The 20,143-nt window shown below is 64.4% G+C and carries 19 protein-coding genes and 2 riboswitches; of the genes, 15 read left to right on the top strand and 4 right to left on the bottom strand.

Features of this window, described 5'->3' with window-relative positions; genetic code table 11:
• Window positions 1-5: 5 nt before the first annotated feature.
• The 3 genes from CHB87_RS10070 to CHB87_RS10060 are packed head-to-tail and all read right to left on the bottom strand — an operon-like array spanning window position 6 to window position 3,113.
• Window positions 6-983: a YihY/virulence factor BrkB family protein gene (locus CHB87_RS10070; protein ID WP_089408306.1), complete on the bottom strand. Its 978-nt coding sequence runs from the start codon at window positions 981-983 to the stop codon at window positions 6-8.
• A 9-nt stretch (window positions 984-992) separates the two neighbouring features.
• Window positions 993-2,132 (bottom strand): tRNA epoxyqueuosine(34) reductase QueG, encoded by a 1,140-nt coding sequence (gene queG / locus CHB87_RS10065; protein WP_245817922.1) that lies wholly within the window; start codon window positions 2,130-2,132, stop codon window positions 993-995.
• Window positions 2,133-2,141: 9 nt separating this feature from the next.
• Window positions 2,142-3,113 (bottom strand): hypothetical protein, encoded by a 972-nt coding sequence (locus CHB87_RS10060; protein WP_142988296.1) that lies wholly within the window; start codon window positions 3,111-3,113, stop codon window positions 2,142-2,144.
• A 178-nt stretch (window positions 3,114-3,291) separates the two neighbouring features.
• Window positions 3,292-3,472, top strand: a riboswitch (cobalamin riboswitch).
• A gap of 172 nt (window positions 3,473-3,644) precedes the next feature.
• Between CHB87_RS10060 and cobU the strand changes: the two genes are divergently transcribed.
• The 15 genes from cobU to CHB87_RS09985 all read left to right on the top strand — a co-directional run bounded on the left by cobU (window position 3,645) and on the right by CHB87_RS09985 (window position 19,099).
• The gene (gene cobU / locus CHB87_RS10055; protein ID WP_089408304.1) at window positions 3,645-4,187 is read left to right on the top strand and encodes a bifunctional adenosylcobinamide kinase/adenosylcobinamide-phosphate guanylyltransferase; all 543 of its coding nucleotides are present in this window, start codon (window positions 3,645-3,647) and stop codon (window positions 4,185-4,187) included.
• 8 nt (window positions 4,188-4,195) lie between these two features.
• Window positions 4,196-5,563, top strand: coding sequence for a cobyrinic acid a,c-diamide synthase CobB (locus CHB87_RS10050; protein WP_245817921.1), 1,368 nt, complete (start codon window positions 4,196-4,198; stop codon window positions 5,561-5,563).
• On the top strand, window positions 5,560-6,411 hold the full coding sequence (locus CHB87_RS10045) for an ABC transporter substrate-binding protein (protein WP_089408302.1): 852 nt from the start codon (window positions 5,560-5,562) through the stop codon (window positions 6,409-6,411). Before CHB87_RS10050 ends, CHB87_RS10045 begins: the two co-directional genes overlap by 4 nt.
• Window positions 6,412-6,472: 61 nt before the next feature.
• A riboswitch (cobalamin riboswitch) is annotated at window positions 6,473-6,609 on the top strand.
• Window positions 6,610-6,640: 31 nt separating this feature from the next.
• Window positions 6,641-9,049, top strand: coding sequence for a TonB-dependent receptor (locus CHB87_RS10040; protein WP_089408301.1), 2,409 nt, complete (start codon window positions 6,641-6,643; stop codon window positions 9,047-9,049).
• A gap of 113 nt (window positions 9,050-9,162) precedes the next feature.
• Window positions 9,163-10,260: a FecCD family ABC transporter permease gene (locus CHB87_RS10035; RefSeq protein WP_089408300.1), complete on the top strand. Its 1,098-nt coding sequence runs from the start codon at window positions 9,163-9,165 to the stop codon at window positions 10,258-10,260.
• Window positions 10,257-11,012, top strand: coding sequence for an ABC transporter ATP-binding protein (locus CHB87_RS10030; protein ID WP_089408299.1), 756 nt, complete (start codon window positions 10,257-10,259; stop codon window positions 11,010-11,012). Before CHB87_RS10035 ends, CHB87_RS10030 begins: the two co-directional genes overlap by 4 nt.
• Window positions 11,009-12,082 (top strand): nicotinate-nucleotide--dimethylbenzimidazole phosphoribosyltransferase, encoded by a 1,074-nt coding sequence (cobT, locus tag CHB87_RS10025; protein ID WP_089408298.1) that lies wholly within the window; start codon window positions 11,009-11,011, stop codon window positions 12,080-12,082. The genes CHB87_RS10030 and cobT overlap by 4 nt, the downstream gene beginning before the upstream one ends.
• A gap of 35 nt (window positions 12,083-12,117) precedes the next feature.
• Window positions 12,118-12,876: an adenosylcobinamide-GDP ribazoletransferase gene (cobS, locus tag CHB87_RS10020; RefSeq protein WP_089408297.1), complete on the top strand. Its 759-nt coding sequence runs from the start codon at window positions 12,118-12,120 to the stop codon at window positions 12,874-12,876.
• Window positions 12,873-13,454, top strand: coding sequence for a histidine phosphatase family protein (locus CHB87_RS10015; RefSeq protein WP_245817920.1), 582 nt, complete (start codon window positions 12,873-12,875; stop codon window positions 13,452-13,454). The genes cobS and CHB87_RS10015 overlap by 4 nt, the downstream gene beginning before the upstream one ends.
• Window positions 13,447-14,223 carry a hypothetical protein gene (locus tag CHB87_RS10010; RefSeq protein WP_089408295.1) on the top strand — a complete coding sequence of 259 codons (777 nt, stop codon included), beginning with the start codon at window positions 13,447-13,449 and terminating at the stop codon, window positions 14,221-14,223. The genes CHB87_RS10015 and CHB87_RS10010 overlap by 8 nt, the downstream gene beginning before the upstream one ends.
• Window positions 14,220-14,795 carry a cob(I)yrinic acid a,c-diamide adenosyltransferase gene (locus CHB87_RS10005; RefSeq protein WP_089408294.1) on the top strand — a complete coding sequence of 192 codons (576 nt, stop codon included), beginning with the start codon at window positions 14,220-14,222 and terminating at the stop codon, window positions 14,793-14,795. Before CHB87_RS10010 ends, CHB87_RS10005 begins: the two co-directional genes overlap by 4 nt.
• Before the next feature lie 29 nt (window positions 14,796-14,824).
• A complete protein-coding gene (gene bluB / locus CHB87_RS10000; protein WP_089408293.1) occupies window positions 14,825-15,487 on the top strand; it encodes a 5,6-dimethylbenzimidazole synthase in 663 nt (220 codons plus the stop codon).
• Window positions 15,484-17,067: a cobyric acid synthase gene (locus tag CHB87_RS09995; protein ID WP_089408292.1), complete on the top strand. Its 1,584-nt coding sequence runs from the start codon at window positions 15,484-15,486 to the stop codon at window positions 17,065-17,067. Before bluB ends, CHB87_RS09995 begins: the two co-directional genes overlap by 4 nt.
• Window positions 17,064-18,020, top strand: coding sequence for an adenosylcobinamide-phosphate synthase CbiB (gene cbiB / locus CHB87_RS09990; protein ID WP_089408291.1), 957 nt, complete (start codon window positions 17,064-17,066; stop codon window positions 18,018-18,020). Before CHB87_RS09995 ends, cbiB begins: the two co-directional genes overlap by 4 nt.
• On the top strand, window positions 18,017-19,099 hold the full coding sequence (locus CHB87_RS09985) for a pyridoxal phosphate-dependent aminotransferase (protein ID WP_142988295.1): 1,083 nt from the start codon (window positions 18,017-18,019) through the stop codon (window positions 19,097-19,099). The genes cbiB and CHB87_RS09985 overlap by 4 nt, the downstream gene beginning before the upstream one ends.
• Here the strand turns inward: CHB87_RS09985 and CHB87_RS09980 are convergent.
• On the bottom strand, window positions 19,096-20,115 hold the full coding sequence (locus CHB87_RS09980; protein WP_089408289.1) for an ROK family protein: 1,020 nt from the start codon (window positions 20,113-20,115) through the stop codon (window positions 19,096-19,098). The genes CHB87_RS09985 and CHB87_RS09980 overlap by 4 nt on opposite strands.
• Window positions 20,116-20,143 lie beyond the last annotated feature (28 nt).

Here is a 20,143-nt window from a genome sequence, read left to right as displayed (position 1 = left end):
CGCTCCTAGGTTGTCTCTTCCACCGCCGTCTCCAGCGCATACCGCGTCGCCGAGAAGTGCGCCCCGGCCAGCAGCAGCAGACCGGAGAGGAACGACCACATCATCAGGCCGACCGTCGTCTGGAATGGCCCGTAGACGTTGCGGAAGTCCAGCCGGGGCAGCATCAGCACGTAGATGTACTTGGCGATCTCCCACAGCACGCCGATGACGATGGCCGTCGGCAGCACGGCGCGCGCGGGAATCTTGCGGTTGGGCAGGATCCAGTAGATCAGGAAGAAGAGCAGGATGCTCGCAATGATGGCGAAGAAGTTCAGTACGCCGCCCGCCAGCATGTTGAAGACGACATTCTCCGTGTGGCCGAAGAAGATCCAGCGCATCATGCCGCGCTGCCCGGCGGTCAGCCCGACCGAGGCCAGCGCTAGCGCTCCAACCGCCGCCGCGAGGCCGATCGAAACGATCTGATTCTGCAGGTAGTTGCGGTTCTTCTTCACACCCCAGACCGCGTTCAACGCGACCTCGAGCGGCAAAAAGACACCGGTCGACGAGATCAGCAGCATGGCGATCGAGAAGATCTGCATGCCCTTCTGCGGATGCGCGTTGCGCATCACCATAGCCGCGCCGGTGGGCAGCAGACTGGTCATCAGGTCGCCGACGACCGCCTCCATCTGCTTGGAATGAAAGACGTTGCGGCTGATCGTCAAAAGCAGCACGATGAACGGAAATAGTGACAGGATGACATTCGCCGCGACGCTGAAGGCGTAGGTATGGACCTCCGTGCCGGCCATGTATTTGCCGAGCGCGAGCATCTGCGGGCCAAGCCCCGGCTTCGCGACGACGGGCTTCACCTCTTCGAGCGGCACAGCCTGCTTTTCCAGCTCGGGCTTCGGGTCAGGCCCCGCAGGCGCGGGCTTCGATTCCAGTTCGGACTTCGGTTCCGGCGCGGGCTTCGAGGCGTCCGCGGGCACGATCTTCAGATCATCCATGACGTGATTCTAAAGGCGGTCTTTGGATTCTTCCGCCAAATTGGATTCTTCCGTCAAAATCGCCAGCCGCGTGAGCGCCCACCGCGCCGCCTCGGCGAGCACCGCGTCCTCGCTCGCGGACCATCTCTCCAGCCGTGCGGCAAACCGCCGGTCGCCGCTGTTGCCCATGGCGATCGCGACGTTCCGATGGAGCCGGTGGCGCTTCGTCCGTTCGAGCGGAGAACCCTTGAACCAGAGTTTGAACTCCGCCGCATCGAGGCTCGCGAGCTGCTCCAGGTCCGGGTTCACCAGCTCCGTCCGGGTCATCAGGCCTTGCTTGACGGCGACGGGCGAGCGCCGGTTCCAGGGGCAGACATCCTGGCAGATGTCGCACCCGAAGACCTGCCGGCCGACCTTCGCTCGCAGCTCCTCGGCGATCATTCCTTTCTTTTCGATCGTCAGATAGGCGATGCAGAGCGAGGCGTCCATCTGGCGCGGCGCGATCAGCGCATCGGTGGGACAGGCGTCGATGCAGCGCGTGCAGCTTCCGCAGCGGTCCGGGGCGAGCGCCAGTTCGCCCTCAAAGGCCGGCAGCGAGGTCGCAATGACGCCCAGCAGCAGCCACGATCCAAGCTGCTGGTTGAGCACGCAGGTGTTCTTCCCGATCCAGCCGATCCCAGCCTTGGCGGCGAGATCCCGCTCGAGGATCGGCCCGGTATCGACGTAGCAGCGGGTCTCGCAGCCGGTCTTTCCGAGCAGCGCCGCCTCCACCACGCGCAGCCGCGCCAGCATGTCGTCGTGGTAGTCCATCGGCGCGCCGTCCGGCGTACCGCTCCAGGCGTAGCGGGCGATCCAGCCCGCCGTCGCCGGCGCAGGCTCGACCGAGCGAGGGGCCGCGGCGTTGTAGCTCATCGCGCAGACCAAGACCGACCGCGCCCACGGAATCGCCACCTGCACGGAGGTGCGGAGCAGCTCGCCGGCCTCGTCGCGTCGCTTCAGATACTCCATCTCTCCCGCGCGACCGGCTTCGACCCACGCGGCGAAGCGCTCTGCCGTGAGCGCGCCGGCTGGTTCGCCAGCGGAATGCGCCGGAGCTACGCCTGCCAGGTCGAAGCCCGCCGCGACCGCCTGCGCGCGCATCCAGTCGAGCAGCTCCGGAGTCCATGCCATCTCACCACTTTACTGCTTCGGCGCAGGCCCGCTCGTCTTCGTCCACCACTCGGGAAGATGCAGGCCGGGAGTCGGCAGGTGCAGCGCGTGGAAGCCGCGCACGATCTCCGGTGAAAACTCGCGCGTCACATTCTGGAAGGCGTAGCTGCCGAACCTCGAGCCCATGCGCCGCGCGCCGTGCGAGACGTCATTGAAGCCGTCCGGCAGATACGCGTTCGCTACGAATCCACCCGCCGCGGCCGACGAGATATTCGCCAGCGCGAGACGGTAGTGGCCGTCGTCCGAGCGATCCACAAACGTATACCCGATGGCGTAGAAGAGCCGGTGCGCGACGCTCTTATCCGACTTCGGAAGCTGCAGCATGATGTCGTTGCGGCCTCCAGTATGCCCAGGACGTGGGGTGTCGTTCCCTTCCACCGCGCGCTGCTCGGCATTCTTGCGCATGGTCTCGCCCATGGCCGCGATCCACGTCGGCCGGTAGCGAAAGTCCTCATGGGTCAGCGCGCCGACGGCGTAGCGCGTGGTCAGGATCGTCGTCTTCGTGCCTACGTCGCTGCCGTAGTTGCGGCCAAAGGCGCCGATGCCGCGCCGCCACTCCGGCGGATAATTGTTGTTCGGGAAGGCCTGCCGAAACGCGGCGCCGATAGCCGGCGTGATCAGCGCCCTGGGTCCGAAGGCCACGTACACGTACGACATCGTCTTGCGGTGCAGCGTGTCCGGGCCACCGGTGGCGAGCGGCGCGAAGATGGCGTCTCCGGCGACGGGGCCGGGCATGGGCTTGGCGACGACGACCTTGCCATCCTCGGTCAGGACCTGCTCGCCGGGCTGCGGCTTTTGCGCGTCCGACTGGCTGCTCGATTGCGGCATCGGAGCCTCCGGCAACGCTTCGGCCAGTTGCTGGGCGTGCAGACACGCCGGAACTCCCACCAACATCGCCGCCGCGACGCATACTCGTGCGCTACCACTCCAAGCTGAGCTCATGATCCTCTTCTTCGTTGTACCGGGGATGCATCTGGGCAGACCGGGAGCTCCCACCCAGGAAAGAGGTGCAGGGTCCGTTCGATTCGATGTACCTCTTTGACGGATCGCAAATGGATTTGGCGACGGAAATCGATATGTCTGCATCTTGCCGGCGGATTGACCCTCCGGAACGGCCCAAGATATAGTCGAGCTATCTGGTGTTCGGGAAGACGGTGAGAGTCCGTCGCTACCCCGTAACTGTAAGCGTTGAGAGTCTGGACAAGGTGTCCAAAAAGCCACTGGGAGCGGATGCTCCTGGGAAGGCCGTTCAGGCTCGACGAAGCGCAAGTCAGGAGACCGGCCAGATGCGCAGCACGCTTCAAATCCACTTCGCTGGGAGAGTGGAAGAGCATATCCACGGGTCTGGACCCTAGGGGTCATCGCCGGACCGTACGTGGCTCTGCCTGATTTTCGTTCCCGCTTCTCGAATTGGCGCCGATGTGCGCTCGTTCGACGCCGTCCGGCTCAAACGCCGAGCGGATGAGGAGCATCATGCAGGAGATTCAAGTCAATCCGGTGACGCTGGTGCTGGGCGGGGTACGCAGCGGCAAGAGCCGCTATGCGCAGCAACTGGCCGCGCGCCACGCCCGCGTTACGGTCATCGCGACGGCGCGGCGTTCGGATGACGAGATGAACGCCAGGATCGACCGCCATCAGCTCGACCGGCCCACGACCTGGACCACGGTGGAAGAGCCGGTGCAGCTTCCGGCCGCGATCCGGTCCGCGGCGACGTGGTCGGATGTCATTCTGGTCGACTGCCTTACCCTCTACGCGGCGAACCTGCTGCATCTTTGCGGCTCAGACACGGACAGGCTCGACGCTCACTTTGCCGCGCTCGGCGATGTGCTGCGTGAAGCTCCCTGCAACCTCGTGCTGGTTGCGAACGAGGTCGGCAGCGGCATCGTGCCGGCGTATGAGCTGGGCCGGCGGTTTCGCGACGTCGCCGGCGAGCTGAATCAGCGCGTCGCCGCGATTGCCGACAACGTGCTGCTGATGGTCGCCGGGTTGCCGCTGGTTCTGAAGGGCGCGGCATGAGGGGGCTGATGATCGCCGGATCCGCGAGCGGCGTCGGCAAGACCACGGTTACGCTGGCTATCCTCGCAGCCGCGCGCAGGCGCGGATGGGCAGCGCAGCCGTTCAAAGGCGGCCCGGACTTTCTCGACACCGGCCACCACAGCCGTATCGCGGGACGCACCGCGCGCAATCTCGATACGTGGATGCTCTCGCACGAGGCGAATCGGGACGTGCTGCGACAGAGCGCGGTGGGGGCGGACCTGCTGGTCGCCGAGGGCATGATGGGGCTCTTCGACGGCAAGAGCGGCGACTCGGACAAAGGCAGCTCGGCCGAGATCGCGAAGCTGCTGCGACTGCCGGTCGTGCTGGTGCTCGACGCGGGCAAGAGCGCGCGCTCGATCGCCGCCGTGGTGCTGGGTTTCGAGAGCTTCGACCCGGAGTTGCCACTCGCGGGCGTCATCCTGAACCGCGTCGCCAGCGAAAATCATCTGCGTCTGCTGCGGACGGCCATCGAGCAGCGCTGCAAGACGCCCATCCTCGGATGGCTGCCGCGCGAACCGGCGATTGCGATTCCGGAGCGGCACCTCGGGCTTCAAACCGCCGAAGAGGCCGGCGAAACAGAGACACAGCGTGCGGCGCTCGCCGATCTTGCGGAGAAGCATCTTGACCTCGACCGCATCTTTAAACTGGAGTGTGGGCTCGAGCTGACACCTTCGCCTTCAGTTCCTGCACGAAAAGGACAGGTTCGCATCGGCGTCGCTCGCGACCGCGCCTTCAGCTTCTACTACGAGGACAACCTCGACCTGCTGCGGCAGCACGGCGCGGCGATCGTTCCCTTCAGCCCACTCGCCGACGCGGCGCTGCCGCCAGACCTCGACGCGCTCTATCTCGGCGGAGGATACCCTGAACTCCACGCCGCACAGCTCAGCGCGAACAGCGCGATGCTCGCATCCATCCGGAGCTTCGCCGCGGAGGACGGACCGATCTACGCCGAATGCGGCGGCATGATCTACCTCTCACGCGCAATCTCCACGCTCGACGGCGCGAACTACCCCATGACAGGCGTGCTTCCCTTTGCGATGGAGATGACCCCGAAGCTGGTCCGCTTCGGCTACACCACGGTAGAACTCACGCGCGACTGCCTGCTGGGCAAAGCAGGCGACGAACTGCGCGGACACAGCTTTCACTACTCCCGCATCGCGCCGCAGAGCGCCGAACCTGTCGAGATGTCCACAAGCTATCGGGTCGCCTACTCGCTCTCCGGCAAACAGGAGTTCGAAGGCTTCACATTGCGCAACGTCCTCGCGAGCTACATCCACTTGCACTTTCGCACCGCTCCGGGCGTAGCCGAGCACCTGGTCCACTCCATTCAAGCAAGCCGGCAGGTACCCGCATGAAGAAGCTCCTCATCCTCCTCGCGCTCAGCGCGATTCCGGCGCATGCCAGCCGCATCGTGACCGACGAGACCGGCCGCAAGGTCACGCTACCCGACCATCCGCATCGCATCGTCTCGCTCGTGCCGAACATCACCGACGACGTCTTCTCGCTTGGCGCGGGAGACGATGTGGTCGCGGTCAGCGACTACGTGCAGTATCCCGCCGAGGCGAAAAAGAAGCCGAGCGTCGGCTCCATCATGAAGCCGTCGATCGAGACCATCCTCTCGCTGCATCCGGACCTCGTGCTGGGCATGCCCAAGGCCAACGACCAGGCCACGCTCGACAAGCTCGCGGCCCTCGGCATCCCGGTCTTCCTCGCGGAACCGCATGGGCTCAAGGGCATTCTGCACACCATCGCGCTGCTGGGCGATGCATTGAACCGGCAGCCCCAGGCGACCGCGCTGGTCGCGCAACTGCAGCGCCGTATCGACGCCGTGCGCGCCAGCGTGCAGGGCAAGCCAGTCGTCAGCATCCTGATGCCGGTCTGGTACGACCCCATCCACACCATCGGCAAAGGCGCTTTCATCACCGACATCGTCGACGCGGCCGGCGGCCACTCCATCACCGACGACATCGCGCAGGAGTGGCCCATCGTATCGATGGAGACCGTCATCAGCCGCGCCCCGCAGGCGCTGCTGCTGGTCAAGGATGGCAAAATCACGCTCGACCTGCTGCGCACGCGTCCCGGCTGGTCGACGCTGCCGGCAGTAAAGGCAAACCGCGCGTACTACGTGGACCGCCGCATCGACTTCCCCAGCCCGGTCGCCATCGATGCGCTGGAGGATCTGGCGAAGCAGTTTCATCCATAGAGTTTTCCTCGGCAGGAGCCGTTGTCCTCCGGCCGTCAACCGCAACCAACCAGCAGGGTGTCGGGAAGCGCGGTGCGAATCCGCCACTACCCCGTAACTGTAAGCGCCGAGAGGCCATGCACGCACGTCAACGCCACTGGAGGCGCAAGCCTCTGGGAAGGCCGCATGGACCTCGATGACGCGCAAGCCAGGAGACCGGCCCGAGCTGCAACCAGACCCGAGGGGGAACATGCTCTACCGCAATACACGTCTCAGATCGCTCAGTCTTGCCGCATGCAGCATCGCCGCTCCACTGCTCGCACAGTCCGCTATCACCGACAACATGGCGTTCGGCGAACACATCCACGGAACGGTGCGCGATCCGCTTGGAGCGGTCGTCGCCAATGCGCATATCGAACTCATCTCCGATGGTCACGTCCGGACCTCCGCGAACTCGAACGCACGCGGGGTTTACGACGTGGTGGCTACGCACACGGGCCCTTACATCGTCCGCGCGACCGCACCGAGCTTCGACGCGACCGATACTCCGGTCAAGGTGCTGCGTCTCGCCTCCGACATGCGCCTCGACCTGACGCTCGCGACGCCGACCGACACCCAGCAGGTCAGCGTCACCGCGACCGGCACGGCCACGCCCGAGGCGCAGATCGGCGCGTCGCTCACGATCCTCTCCACGGAGGATCTGACCGACAAGCTGGAGGTGCAGGATCCGCTGCGCCTCATCGCTGGCGTGCAGATCACGCAGACCGGCCAGATGGGCGGCACCAGCGGGCTGAACATCCGCGGCGGCGACACCGACGCCAACAAACTGCTGATCGACGGCGTCTCCGCCAACCAGATCGGCGGCGGCGTGGAGTTCGCCAACCTTGCGTCTGTCGGCATCTCGTCCATCGAGGTGCTGCGCGAGCCCAACAGCGCGCTCTACGGATCGGATGCGCTCGCGGGCGTGGTGGCGCTGACCAGCACGCGCGCTGCATTGACACCTCTGCCGCTCTTTACTTACGCGGGCGACGGCGGCAACTTCCGCACCTATCGCAACGAGGTGACGGGCAGCGAGGTCTATCGGCAGTTCGACCTCTACTCCGCCTTCGCGCGGGTGGACACACGCAACAGCCTGCCGAACAGCAAGTTCCACAATGCGACCTATGCGGGCAACTTCGGCTACGCGCCCAACGCCGCAAACGACCTCCGCTTCACGACGCGGCAGATCGCGGTCTCCGGAGGCCAGCCCGGCGCCATCGCGCTGAACGGCATCGCCGACGACGGCATCGAGAAGGAGCAGGACCACTACTACACCGGAACCTGGGACAACCAGGCGACGACCCGCTGGCACAATCTCCTTCGCTATGGCGGCATCCGGCTGAACTCGACTTACTACACCGGCGCGCCCACCGGCATCCCCGATGGCTTCGGCGACTATGACGGCGCGGTCGTCACGATCACCGGCGCGAATGGCTACAGCGTCACGGGCCAGACCGCCTTCCAGTTCGGACCTGCGACGCCGTTCGTCTCCGTCACGAAGCGCGACTTCGTCTACGCGCAGACAGACTACCGCTTGAACCCGCATGTCGTCGCGCTGGGCGGCTTCAAGTACGAGAACGAAAGCGGCTCTTCCGGCAATCAGGGCACTTCGCCCGAGACCATCCAGCGCGGCAACTACAGCTATACGATTCAGTTCTCGGGCGACTTCTTCAACCGACTCTTCTACAGCGTCGGCACGGGTCTCGAGGACAACGGCCTCTTCGGCTTCGCCGGTACGCCGCGCGCGTCGCTCGCCTACTATCTGCTGCGCCCATCGAGCAATGGCCTCTTCACCGGCACCAAGCTGCACGGCAGCTTCGGCAAGGGCATCAAGGAGCCGAGCATCTTCCAGCAGTCCAACTCGCTTGTGAGCGCGGACCCCACTGCGACGCCGCTTGGCCCCGAAACCTCACGGACCTTCGATGGCGGACTCGATCAGCAACTGCTGAACGGCCGCGTACGTTTGGGCGTCACCTACTTCCACAACGAGTTCACCAACGTCATTCAGGATGTGCCGAACTCGGCTCTCTCCGCGTTTCCGAAGGTCGATCCAGCGAAGTATCCTTACGGCGTCTATCTCAACGCCAGCTCCTTCCGCGCGCAGGGCATCGAGTTCGAGAGCGAGTACCGGATCAACAGCCACCTCTTCGCGCGCGGCGGCTACACCTACACCGATGCGGTCGTGCAGAAGTCTTTCGCCACTGCGGCAAGCGGGACGGACTTCCCCACGATCGCCATCGGCGCCTATGCTCCGCTGGCCGGCGCGCGTCCTTTCCGCATCGCGCCACACACCGGCTACTTCGGCGTCAACTACAGCCGCTCGAAGTTCTATACTTCGCTCACCGGCACACTCGTCGGCAGGCGCGACGACAGCACCTTCGCCAGCGACACGAGCTTCGGCAACACCATGCTGCTGCCCAACCGCAATCTTCTGGGCGCCTATCAACGGCTGGAGTTGAACGGCGGCTACCGGATTACGCCACGTGTCAGCGTCTACACCGACATTCAGAATCTGCTGAGCGAACATTACTTCGAAGCCTTCGGATATCCTTCTCTTCCGTTGACCTTCCGCTCGGGCATCAAGCTCAACTTTGGAGGCGAGTCATGGAAGTGGAACTAGCACGTTACGAGCAGGCAGGCTAGGCTTGTCGCAGCATCTGCATTTGTAGCAAAACGAGGAACAAAACCCACGGTCGCCTTAAGATCGACGATCGTGGGTTCAACCAACACACGATGCCCACCACCGTCCAACCCGTCACCCCGATGCTCGCCGCGGCGCCCGCAGGCGCTCGCGCGCCACGCATCCCCGCGTCGCAGATTGCGGACCTCGGCATCAATGCGGTGCTGCTCCTTGTTCTACTCGCAAGCATCCTGTTCTCCGTCTCGCTCGGCGCCATCCGCATCCCGCCGCACGACATCCTTGCGGCCATCTTCGCGCGCCATCCGCTCACTGAGACACAGCAGGCCATCCTCTTCAGCATCCGCCTGCCGCGCGTACTCGCTTCAGCCATCGTGGGCGCCGCGCTCGCCCTCTCGGGACTCATGTTTCAGGGCCTCTTCCGCAACCCCATGGCCGACTCCTACATCGTCGGCGCGTCTGGCGGCGCGGCTCTTGGCGCATGCATCGGCATCGTCTTTCTGTCGCGCCTTGCCTTCTTCGGTTTCAGCGCGCCGGCGATGCTCGCCTTTCTCGGCGCCTTCCTCACCATGGCGGTCGTCTACTGGCTGGCCCGTTCGCGCGGGCGCACCAACGTCGTCACGCTGCTGCTTGCAGGCTTCGTCACCAGCGCCATCCTCACCAACTCCACCTATCTGTTCGAGCTGTACGGACCGGACTCAACCAACAGCGTGCGCATCGTGGACGCATGGCTGCACGGCGCCATCGGCATCCCGCAGTGGAGACAGCTTGGCGCGACCACCCTGCTGCTCGCGCTTGCCATCGTCGCGGCCATCCCGCTTATGCGCCGTCTCAACACGCTCGCACTGGGCGACGAGTACGCCCACCAGCTCGGCATACGGGTCGAGACGACACGCATCGCCATCATCCTTGTCGGCTCGCTGCTCACTGCGCTGGCCGTCTCGCTGGGCGGACTCATCAGCTTCGCGGGACTGATCGTGCCGCACATGGCGCGCCTCATCCTCGGCCCCAATCACACGCGCCTGCTGCCCGTCGCAACGCTTGGCGGCGCCATCTTTCTCGTCCTCACCGACACCGCCGCGCGTACGCTCTTCGCACCGTCCGAGCTGCCCGTCGGCGTACTCATGGTCTTCCTCGGCGGCCCGTTCTTCCTTTACCTGCTGCGCAAATCCAAGCGGGAGTACACCCTATGATCCCGCTTGTGCAGATACGCGATCTGAGCTTCCACTTCGGCGAACGCGCCATCCTCAACCACATCGAACTCGACATCGACCAGGGCACGACGGGCGCGCTCATCGGCCCCAACGGCGCGGGCAAGACCACGCTACTCCGCATCCTCGCCGGCACGCTTACGCCGAGCGCGGGCGAGGTGCTGCTCGAAGGCCGCAGCTTTACAAACATGCCACGCAGGGAGCGCGCGAAGCACATAGCGCTCGTGCCCCAGAGCCTCGATGTGCCCTTCGAATTCACCGTGCAGCAGATCGTCGAACAAGGCCGCACGCCCTACCTCGGCATGCTGCGTGGGTTGATGCGCGAGGACCGCATCGCTGTCGATCGCGCCGTTGATCTCACCGACCTGGCCAGCCTGCGCCATCGCATCTTCAACGAACTCTCCGGCGGCGAGCGTCAGCGCGTGAAGATCGCGCTCGGCCTCGCGCAACAGCCTCGTCTGCTCCTGCTGGACGAACCCACGCAAAGCCTCGACATCGGCCGTCAGGTCGAACTCATCGACCTGCTCGCGTCACTGCATCATGAAGGCGTTACGGTGCTCGCCTCCATCCACGACCTGCATCTTGTCCCCGGCAACTTTGCCGCAGTGCATTTGCTTGAGCCCGGACAACCCCTCGTCTCCGGCTCGCCCGAGATCATCCTGACGCCCAGCCAGTTGAGCCGCGCGTTTCACTGTACGCCCGGACGTCACCCACTACTGCAGGAAGCCTTATGATCCCGATAAGCCAAAGCCACATCGACCGTATCGTCAAAGACCTGACCCCACCGGACGAACAGGCTCGCACACAAGCTCGCGCGCATCTCGACACTTTGACCAAGCCGTTAGGAAGCCTGGGCCGGTTGGAAGACATCGCCGCACAACTCATCGCGATCCATGGCGCGGCGCCTTCTCTGCCGCTGCGCAAGGCCGTCTACACCTTCGCGGCCGACCACGGCATCGCAGATGAAGGCGTCAGCGCGTATCCACGCGCGGTCACACGCCAGATGGTGCTGAACTTCCTCCACGGAGGCGCCGCCATCAACGTGCTCGCGCGGCTGCATGGCGTTGCATTGCATGTCGTCGATGCGGGCGTGGACGCGGACTTCGGAGGCATCCCCAACCTCATCCATCGCAAGGTTCGCAACGGCTCTCGCAACATGCTGCATGAGCCGGCCATGTCCGACGAGGAACTTGCAAAGGCCATCGCCGTCGGCGCGGAGCTGGCGCAGCAGGCGTCTGCCGCAGGCATGCAGCTCATCGCCATCGGCGAGATGGGCATCGGCAACACGACCTCAGCCTCAGCCATCACCTGCGCTCTCACCGGCGCCTCGGCAGCCAAAGCCACGGGTCGCGGCACAGGCGTCGACCACGCTGCCCACGCGCATAAGATCCATATCGTTGAACGGGTTGTAACAAAGCACTGCCCCGAGAACACACCTCCACTCGCGATCCTGCAACGCGTGGGTGGTCTCGAGATTGCCGCCATGACCGGCATGGTCCTTGCCGCGGCCACGCATCGCATCACCATCGTATGCGACGGCTTCATCTCCACTGCGGCCGCCGCGCTCGCCGCGGCTATCGCGCCCGAGGTCAAGGGCTACCTTATCGCGGGCCACCGCTCCGAAGAGCCGGGGCATGCGCTGCTTCTCTCATACCTTGACCTCATGCCCGTCCTCACACTCAACATGCGTCTCGGTGAAGGCACAGGCGCCGTGCTTGCAATGCCCGTCATCGAGTCCGCGCTCGCGCTCTATTCACGCATGGCCACCTTTGCATCGGCGAACATCAGCGAGGCTTCGCAGTGACAGCGTCACAAACGCGAACGCCACGTGTCTCGCCCTTGAGACATGGGCTTTCGCTGTGGCACGATCTACTTTCCGCTACGCAATTCCTCACCCGCATCCCCGTGCCGTCGCCGCCGTACGACGAAGGCTCGCTCTCGCGCGCGGTCAAGTTCTTTCCCATCGTCGGGCTTGTCGTTGGCGTGCTTGCTGCTGTGCTTCATCGTATCTTCGCATTGCATCTATCCCGCCCCGCAGCAGCATCGCTCACACTGACCTTCCTCGTCCTCATCACCGGATGCTTCCACGAAGACGCGCTCGCCGATGTCGCGGACGGCTTTGGCGGCGGCTGGCATCGCGAACAGGTGCTCGCCATCCTGAAAGACAGCCGCATCGGCGCCTATGGCGGCGCGGCCCTGGCGCTCAGCCTGCTCGCGCGTCTCACCCTGATTGCGAGCCTGCCTCTCGCGCATGTAGCGCAGTACCTCATCGCCGCGCATGTGCTCTGCCGCTGGACGACGCTCCCCCTCAGCTATCTCATGGCCGACGCGCGAGCCGGCGCGCAGGGACAAGGCAGCCGCATCGCGAAACTCACCACGGCAGGCACACTCGTCTTCGGCACCGTCACGGCCTTCGCCATCGCGATCTATGCGCTGCGGATGCAGGCCGCCGCGCCCATCCTCGCCGCCATCGCGGTTACGGCGCTCTCGGGCCTCTACTATCGACGCCGCATCCAGGGCGTCACCGGGGACTGCTTCGGAGCCACCAACCAACTCACCGAGATCGCCGTCTACCTCTGCGGAGCGTGGGTGCTATGAGCTCCATTCTCCTCATCCGTCATGCAGAGACCGACCTTCGCGGAACCTTCTGCGGCCACTCCAATCCGCCGCTCAATCAAAAAGGTCAACTTCAGTTACAAATCTTATTTGAAGGTCTTCGCCCTTACAAGATCGCCGCTGTTCACACCAGCGATCTGGTGCGCGCCGACTCCACTGCGCGAGCGATCGCGATGGAATTTGTAACGCCTACCCATACAAACCCAGGGCTACGCGAGATTGGCTTCGGCCACTGGGAGGGACTTACATGGACACAGATCGAGCAGCGCGATTCCGTCTACGCCCAGCGTTGGATCGATGGTTACCCGCACCTCGCGGCGCCGGAAGGGGAGTCGTACGAAGGCTTCCGCACCCGCGTTCTGCAAGCCTTCGCGAACATCGAAGCTGGCCAGGACACGGGCGATATCGCCATTGTGACGCATGCCGGAGTCATGCAACTTCTACTGACAGAGCTGTGCGGCCACACACCGCAAGATGCCTATAACCGCACGCGCGACTACTGCAGCATCGTGCGCTTTCAGCCTTGCTTCGAATGCACGCGTGCGGTGCGGCATGCCTAATATAGATATTCCCGTACGCGAACTGATCGCATGGCCGCTCGACGACTATACCTACCGCCCCAAGACGAGTCATGTCGCGATCGCACAGGCAAAGGCGGCGCTCGCCACGCGGCAACCTTATCGTGCTGCGGCCGCACTGCTGCAGCACGAGACGGACGCGAATCAGGCGGCCTTCGCCGTACAGGCGAGCCGCGCCGATCTGCTGGACGAGATGCAGGGCCTCGACTGGTCTCTCGGCATCGTCGACCTCACGAAGTTGCTCGCCTTTCAACGCCGGCTGAGCTTCCATCCGAACCACCGTCTTCAGCTCGAAGCGTTCGGCGCTCCAAAACCCATCGCGTGCGACACGACGCAATCCGGCAGGAGCTTCACGATCACGACCACCGATCCAAACCTGCATCTGCGTATCGTCGGCCAGCAACCGCAACTGCACACCGGGAGCCCTTTTTTCGAGGTTGCGGAGTATCGTGGCCGCTGGTTTCTGCGCGATGGATATCACCGCGCTTACGCCATGTTGCGTGCAGGCATCACACAGTCGGCCGCCGTCATCATACGCGCGCGCAGTCTTGCGGAGCTTGGCGCGACCCAGCCATGGTTCTTTTCCGAGGATGTCCTCTTCTCCTCTCATCCACCGCATGTCACCGACTTTCTCGATGATGCGCTGAACATCGAATACACTCGCCCGCCCCTCATCAAGACGCTTCATGTCACGATAGAGGAGAGCTACAAGCTCGCCTCTTCGCAAGCAGCACAAGGAGAACCATCATGAGCATCGCAACCAAACGCGGCGACGGCGGACAGACCGGTCTGGCCGGCGGCATCCGCGTCTCGAAGTCCGACCTTCGCGTCGAGTCCTATGGCTCCGTCGACGAACTCAACACCTTTCTCGGCTTCGCCCGCAGCATCTGCCAAGACAAGGAGATCGCGACATGGACCGAAGAGATTCAACGCACGCTCTTTCGCATCGGCAGCGCGCTGGCCACACCGCCCGAGAGCGCGAAGAAGCCGCCCGTCATCACAACCGAAGATGTCGACAAGCTGACCGACCTGGTCCACACGATCGAGGCCACCGAAGGCATCCTCTCCGATTGGTCGTTGCCCGGCGCGCATACCGAGTCCGCGGCGTATGAGGTGGCGCGCACCGTCTGTCGCCGCGCCGAACGGGCCGCCGTACGCTTCGTCGAGCATGGCGGCGTCGTGCAGCCTGAGGTCGTCATGTACCTCAACCGGCTCTCCGACGTCATCTGGCTCTTCGGCCGGCTCATCGAGCATCGCGCCGGCGTCGTCTCGCGTCTGCGCGAAGAAACCAAGGGCGGACCGAAGTGGTCGCGCGCCTGGTAGAGCAATCCACTCCAACGTCGAGCAGAGCCATGCCTCAGGCCACACCCTATAACCCGGAAGACCGCGCAGCCATCCACCGCGTCATCGCTGAGCGGCGCGATGTGCGGCGCGGCTACCTGCCTGAGCCGCTGCCCGAGTCTTTGCTTACGAAGCTGCTCGCAGCCGCGCACAGTGCGCCCTCCGTGGGACTCATGCAGCCCACGCGCTTCCTTGTGATCCGCTCGCTTGATACACGCAGACGAGTCCATGAAGCCTTTCAACGAGCCAACGAAGATGCTGCCGCAACTTATACCGGCGAGCGGCGCGAGCATTACAGCAGCCTCAAGCTGGAGGGCATACTCGAAGCGCCGCAGAACCTCTGCATCCTCTCCGATACGCAGTCGCAACGTGGCCACGGGCTTGGCCGCCACACCATGCCCGAGACCGCGCTCTACTCGACCGTATGCGCGATCCAGAACCTTTGGCTCGCAGCACGCGCGGAGGGCGTCGGCGTGGGCTGGGTCAGCATCCTGGCGCCGGATGCACTGCGCGTTGCACTCGCCATCCCCACGCACCTTACGCCCGTGGCTTATCTCTGCCTGGGCTTTGTCGACAGCTTCGCGGCCGAGCCCGACCTGGAGCGTTACGGCTGGGAGCAGCGCATCGCGCTCGACGATGTCGTCAGCTATGAAAGCTTCAAGGAGACGCCGTGAGAGCGCGCGCCGTCATGGTTCTCGGCACAAGCTCGCATGTCGGCAAGTCCTTGCTGACGGCGGCGCTCTGCCGCATCTTCGCACGCGCCGGCATCAACGTCGCGCCCTTCAAATCGCAGAACATGTCGTTGAACTCGGCCGCCACCATCGAGGGTCTGGAGATAGGCCGCGCGCAGGCTCTGCAGGCCGAGGCCGCATGCACACCGGCCTCCGTTCATATGAATCCAATTCTGCTGAAGCCTTCCGGCGATATGAGCTCGCAGGTCGTCGTGCGCGGCAAGATCTGGGGTCAGATCTCCGCGCGCGACTATCATCTTCGCCGCGTCGAAGAGCTGCTGCCCCTTGTGCGCGAGTCGTACGAGATCCTCGCCGAGCGCCACGACCTCATCGTGCTCGAAGGCGCAGGCTCCCCTGCGGAGATCAATCTCAAGGAGCACGACATCGTCAACATGCGCATGGCCGCGCTTGCCGATGCGCCTTGCATCCTCGTCGGCGATATCGATCGCGGCGGCGTCTTCGCTTCGCTCTACGGCACCTTTGCGCTACTCGAACCGCATGAGCAGGCGCGCATCGCGGGCTTCCTCATCAACAAGTTTCGCGGCGATGTCACGCTGCTAGAGCCCGGCATCCGCATGATCGAAGAACGCCTGGGTAAGCCATGTCTCGGCGTCGTTCCCTGGCTGCCGGAGCTAACGCTTGAAGAGGAGGATAGCCTTCCACTCTCCGAACGCAGAGACGCAGGCTTCCCACGCGATGAAGCCTCGGAGCGGATGCTGCGCATCGCCGTCATCGCTCTGCCGACCTTCTCGAACTTCACCGACTTCGACGCCTTGCGCGCTGAGCCTTCCGTATCGCTATGCTTTACACGCTCGGCGGAGCACATCGCACAAGCGGACATCATCATTCTGCCCGGAAGCAAGCAAACCGTCGACGATCTGTGCTGGATGCAGGCGCAGGGTCTTGCGGAGGCAGTCGTTGCACGCGCTCGGACCGGGCTTATCGTCGGCATCTGTGGAGGCCTGCAGATGCTTGGGCAACGGATTACCGACCCTGCGGGCATCGAGCATCTCGGCGCCATGCCCGCGCTCGGTCTGCTGCCCATTCACACCATCATGCAGCCGAGCAAGATTACTACGCTCGCCACTGGGCAGCTCTCCGTGCCGAGCCTGTTCGGCCAACCGATGCCGGCGGTTGTGCTTGCGGGCTATGAGATTCACATTGGCGAGACTCTCTATCTTGCGGGCGCTCAACCCTTCGCGGAGCTCACCCGCCGCACAGCCAACGATGAGATGCAACTAAGCGATGGCTGCATCGCGTCCGATGGCTGTGTCTTCGGCACCTACCTGCACGGGCTCTTCGGTGAGGACGCTTTTCGTCATGCTTTCCTGACAGCCGCCCGCGCGCACTACAGCCTGAGTCCGGCGGCTCGTTACGAGAGCTGGAAGCAACGCCGCGAAGAGTCGCTCAACCGCCTTGCGGACGTGGTGGCCGATGCGCTCGATCTGCCCCGGCTCTTTGCCCTTGCGGGTCAGACGCCAATCGCTACCGATTCGGTTACAGATAGAGAGCGTGCGGTTTGAAGCCCGTCATCCTGCTCCCATTAGCGTACGCGGCGGATCGAATTGCCGGCGATCCCGAGTGGTTTCCGCATCCCGTGCGGCTCATCGGCCACGCCATCTCGCAAGGTGAAACGATGCTCCGGTACGATGGCGAAGGCGATCGCGTGGCGCTGGCGAAGGGCGCAACCCTGGCCCTTGCGGTCGTGGCGTCGAGCTACTGCCTCAGCGCGGCTGCAATCGAGCTGGCTCGCCGTCGCTCTGCCGTTCTGGGCTCGTTCGTCGAAGTCCTGCTTGCGTGGACCTGCCTTGCCGCACGCAATCTTGAACAGGAAGCGACATCTGTCGCCGATGCGCTCACTACCGGCGATCTGCCCTGTGCGCGCACGCGCCTCGCACGCATCGTAGGCCGCGATACAGCGTCGCTGGACGAATGCGAGATCAGCCGCGCCGTCATCGAGACACTCGCCGAGAGCGCCTCCGATGGAGTCGTGGCGCCGATGTTCTACATGGCGCTTGGCGGTGTGCCCCTTGCGATGGCGTACAAGGCCGTCAACACGCTGGACTCCATGATCGGCCATGCGGATGCGCGTTATCTCTACTTCGGCAAGTTCGCCGCTCGGCTTGACGACGCCGCCAACCTGCTGCCCGCGCGGCTTACGGCGCTTGCCATCGCGATGGCTTCGCCGGCTCCAAAGCGCGCGCTCGACATTTGGCATCGCGACGGTTACAAACACAAGAGCCCGAACGCAGGCCAGCCGGAGGCTGCAATCTCGGGCGCGCTTGCCGTACGACTTGGCGGCGCCAATACCTATGCCGGCGAGCTCATCGAATCGCCGGTGATGGGCGCGGAGTTCATCGCGCCCAACCTCGACAGCGCGCGCCGCGCCATCCGCCTGACCACCGCAGCATCGCTTCTGGGATTGGCCGCCGCGATGCTGCTTGCAGCTGGCGCGGCGCGCCGGTGCGCGCGATGATTCCGCCCCACGGAGGCCAGCTCCGTCCTATCGCCGAGCGCTTCGGTCTTCCGCTCGAGGGCCTGCTCGACTTCAGCGCCAATATCAACCCAGAAGGCCCGCCGGCAAGCGTCTTCACAACGCTGCATAAGGCGCTTGAAGACCCCGCCACGCTGACCGATTATCCCGACCTGCAACAGAGCGCGTTGAAGCAAGCCATTGCCAGCTACGCGCAGGTCACGGCGCAGAATATCGTCGTTGCCAACGGCTTTGTGCCGCTGCTCGAAGCTGTGCTGCGTACCCTGCCGATTCGCCGCTGCCTGCTGCCCGTACCCGCGTTCAACGAGTACCGTAAGGCGCTCGCGCGTGCGCGTGTGGAGGTCGTACCGCACCCCTTGTCGGAGCACTTGAACTTTCGCTACGACCTAGACAGCGCTCCCCGCACAGACGCGATCCTGATGGCCAATCCGCAGAACCCCACCGGCGTGCTCCACGATCTTGCAACCATCCTCGCGATCGTGAAACGGGCAGCGCGCGAGGGCGTCCATGTCCTGCTCGACGAGGCCTTCATCGACTACACGCCGGAGCACTCGCTCGCGCCGCTGGTTGAACGCTATCCCAACCTGATCGTCTTTCGCTCGGTGACGAAGTTCCATGGCATCCCAGGTCTTCGCGTGGCCTACCTTGCTGCAAACCCCGCGCTGACGGCGGAGATGGAACTCAACCTGCCGCCGTGGCCCATCACCACGCTGGCCGCCGAAGCTGTCCGCGCGGCTCTTACCGACCTGCCATATGCAGAACGCACCCGCATGCTGAACCGGGAGCGCCGCGAATATGTGCAACACGAGTTACATAATCTCGGCATCGCCACTTACCCCGCCGCGGCCAACTATCTGCTGCTTCGTCCGCCGTCGCACATGGACACGAACAACCTGTGGCAGCGCCTCATCCGCGAGCACGGCATCGTGCTGCGCGACTGCGCCAATTACGAGGCGCTCGCGCCCGGCCATCTGCGCGCGGCCATCCGCACCGAGCCAGCAAACGAACGCCTCATCGAAGCTCTACGCCAAGCGATGCAAGGCCCGGCCAAGCAGTCCTAGCCCTTCTTCTCGAGCGGCCACAGCCATGCGGCGCCGCGCACGCCGCTGGAGTCGCCATGCTTGGCTTGCAGCACCGGCGTATCGGCGCCGCCACCGAAGACCAGTCCAGGCAGCGCCGCCGCAATCGCGGGATAGATCCTTCCAATCCGGCTGACGCCGCCGCCAATCACGATCGCATCCGGGTCCAGTACGTCGACGATGCAGGCCAGTCCACGCGCGATCCGATCTTCAAGCCTCACCAACGCAGCGTCGGCCGAAGCCTCCCCGGCCTCGGCAGCCGCCACGATCTCCGCGCCGGTCTTCGCACGACCCGTGGCGCGCTCATAGTCCTGCATCAGGCCGGTACCCGAGATCCACATCTCCATGCATCCCCTGCGTCCGCAAAAACAGGCCGGACCGGGAAACTCCTCCTCTGTGGCCCAGGGCAGCGGCATGTGTCCCCACTCGCCCGCCACGCCATTGCGGCCTGCATGCACCTGGCCGTTCAATGCAATCCCGCCGCCACAGCCCGTGCCCAGGATCACTCCGAAGACCACCCCAAGTCCAGCCGCCGCGCCGTCCGTCGCCTCCGACACCACGAAGCAGTTCGCATCGTTCGCCACGCGCACCTCGCGGTTCAGCGCGACGGAGAGATCCCGGTCGAACGGCCGCCCGTTCAACCAGGTCGAGTTCGCATTCTTCACCTTGCCCACGCGCTCCGCGCCTACGCCATGGAACTCCATCGTGCCCGGTATGCCGACGCCGACCGTCGCCGGTCCAACCTCAGACTCCAGTCTGCGCACAAGTCCTTCAACCGCCTTCACCGTGCCATCGTAGTCGCCGCGCGGCGTCGCCACCCGATACCGCGCCAGTTCCACGCCCGCGCCATCCATCGCCAGCGCCTCAATCTTCGTGCCACCCAGATCCACACCAATCCGTGTCAAAACATCTCCCCCACTCTGTTCCCGTTCCCAGCCGCCGGTGTACCACCCATCCGTGACAAATCCCAGCTCCGGCCGCTCGCCGGATGCGGCCATTGCATCTATCTTCTGATGAAAGTCGTAT

Source organism: Granulicella rosea (assembly GCF_900188085.1).
Classification (GTDB): Bacteria; Acidobacteriota; Terriglobia; order Terriglobales; family Acidobacteriaceae; genus Edaphobacter; species Edaphobacter rosea.
The sequence above is the reverse complement of the archived record's forward strand: the minus strand, read 5'-3'. Positions and strand labels throughout refer to the sequence as shown.

Excerpts from the sequence above, each read along its gene's own strand:
- CHB87_RS10070 (WP_089408306.1), bottom strand. The coding sequence starts at position 983 with ATGGATGATCTGAAGATCGTGCCCGCGGACGCCTCGAAGCCCGCGCCG.
- queG (WP_245817922.1), bottom strand. The coding sequence starts at position 2,132 with ATGGCATGGACTCCGGAGCTGCTCGACTGGATGCGCGCGCAGGCGGTC.
- CHB87_RS10060 (WP_142988296.1), bottom strand. The coding sequence starts at position 3,113 with ATGAGCTCAGCTTGGAGTGGTAGCGCACGAGTATGCGTCGCGGCGGCG.
- cobU (WP_089408304.1), top strand. The coding sequence starts at position 3,645 with ATGCAGGAGATTCAAGTCAATCCGGTGACGCTGGTGCTGGGCGGGGTA.
- CHB87_RS10050 (WP_245817921.1), top strand. The coding sequence starts at position 4,196 with ATGATCGCCGGATCCGCGAGCGGCGTCGGCAAGACCACGGTTACGCTG.
- CHB87_RS10045 (WP_089408302.1), top strand. The coding sequence starts at position 5,560 with ATGAAGAAGCTCCTCATCCTCCTCGCGCTCAGCGCGATTCCGGCGCAT.
- CHB87_RS10040 (WP_089408301.1), top strand. The coding sequence starts at position 6,641 with ATGCTCTACCGCAATACACGTCTCAGATCGCTCAGTCTTGCCGCATGC.
- CHB87_RS10035 (WP_089408300.1), top strand. The coding sequence starts at position 9,163 with ATGCCCACCACCGTCCAACCCGTCACCCCGATGCTCGCCGCGGCGCCC.
- CHB87_RS10030 (WP_089408299.1), top strand. The coding sequence starts at position 10,257 with ATGATCCCGCTTGTGCAGATACGCGATCTGAGCTTCCACTTCGGCGAA.
- cobT (WP_089408298.1), top strand. The coding sequence starts at position 11,009 with ATGATCCCGATAAGCCAAAGCCACATCGACCGTATCGTCAAAGACCTG.
- CHB87_RS10015 (WP_245817920.1), top strand. The coding sequence starts at position 12,873 with ATGAGCTCCATTCTCCTCATCCGTCATGCAGAGACCGACCTTCGCGGA.
- CHB87_RS10010 (WP_089408295.1), top strand. The coding sequence starts at position 13,447 with ATGCCTAATATAGATATTCCCGTACGCGAACTGATCGCATGGCCGCTC.
- CHB87_RS10005 (WP_089408294.1), top strand. The coding sequence starts at position 14,220 with ATGAGCATCGCAACCAAACGCGGCGACGGCGGACAGACCGGTCTGGCC.
- bluB (WP_089408293.1), top strand. The coding sequence starts at position 14,825 with ATGCCTCAGGCCACACCCTATAACCCGGAAGACCGCGCAGCCATCCAC.
- CHB87_RS09985 (WP_142988295.1), top strand. The coding sequence starts at position 18,017 with ATGATTCCGCCCCACGGAGGCCAGCTCCGTCCTATCGCCGAGCGCTTC.
- CHB87_RS09980 (WP_089408289.1), bottom strand. The coding sequence starts at position 20,115 with ATGGCCGCATCCGGCGAGCGGCCGGAGCTGGGATTTGTCACGGATGGG.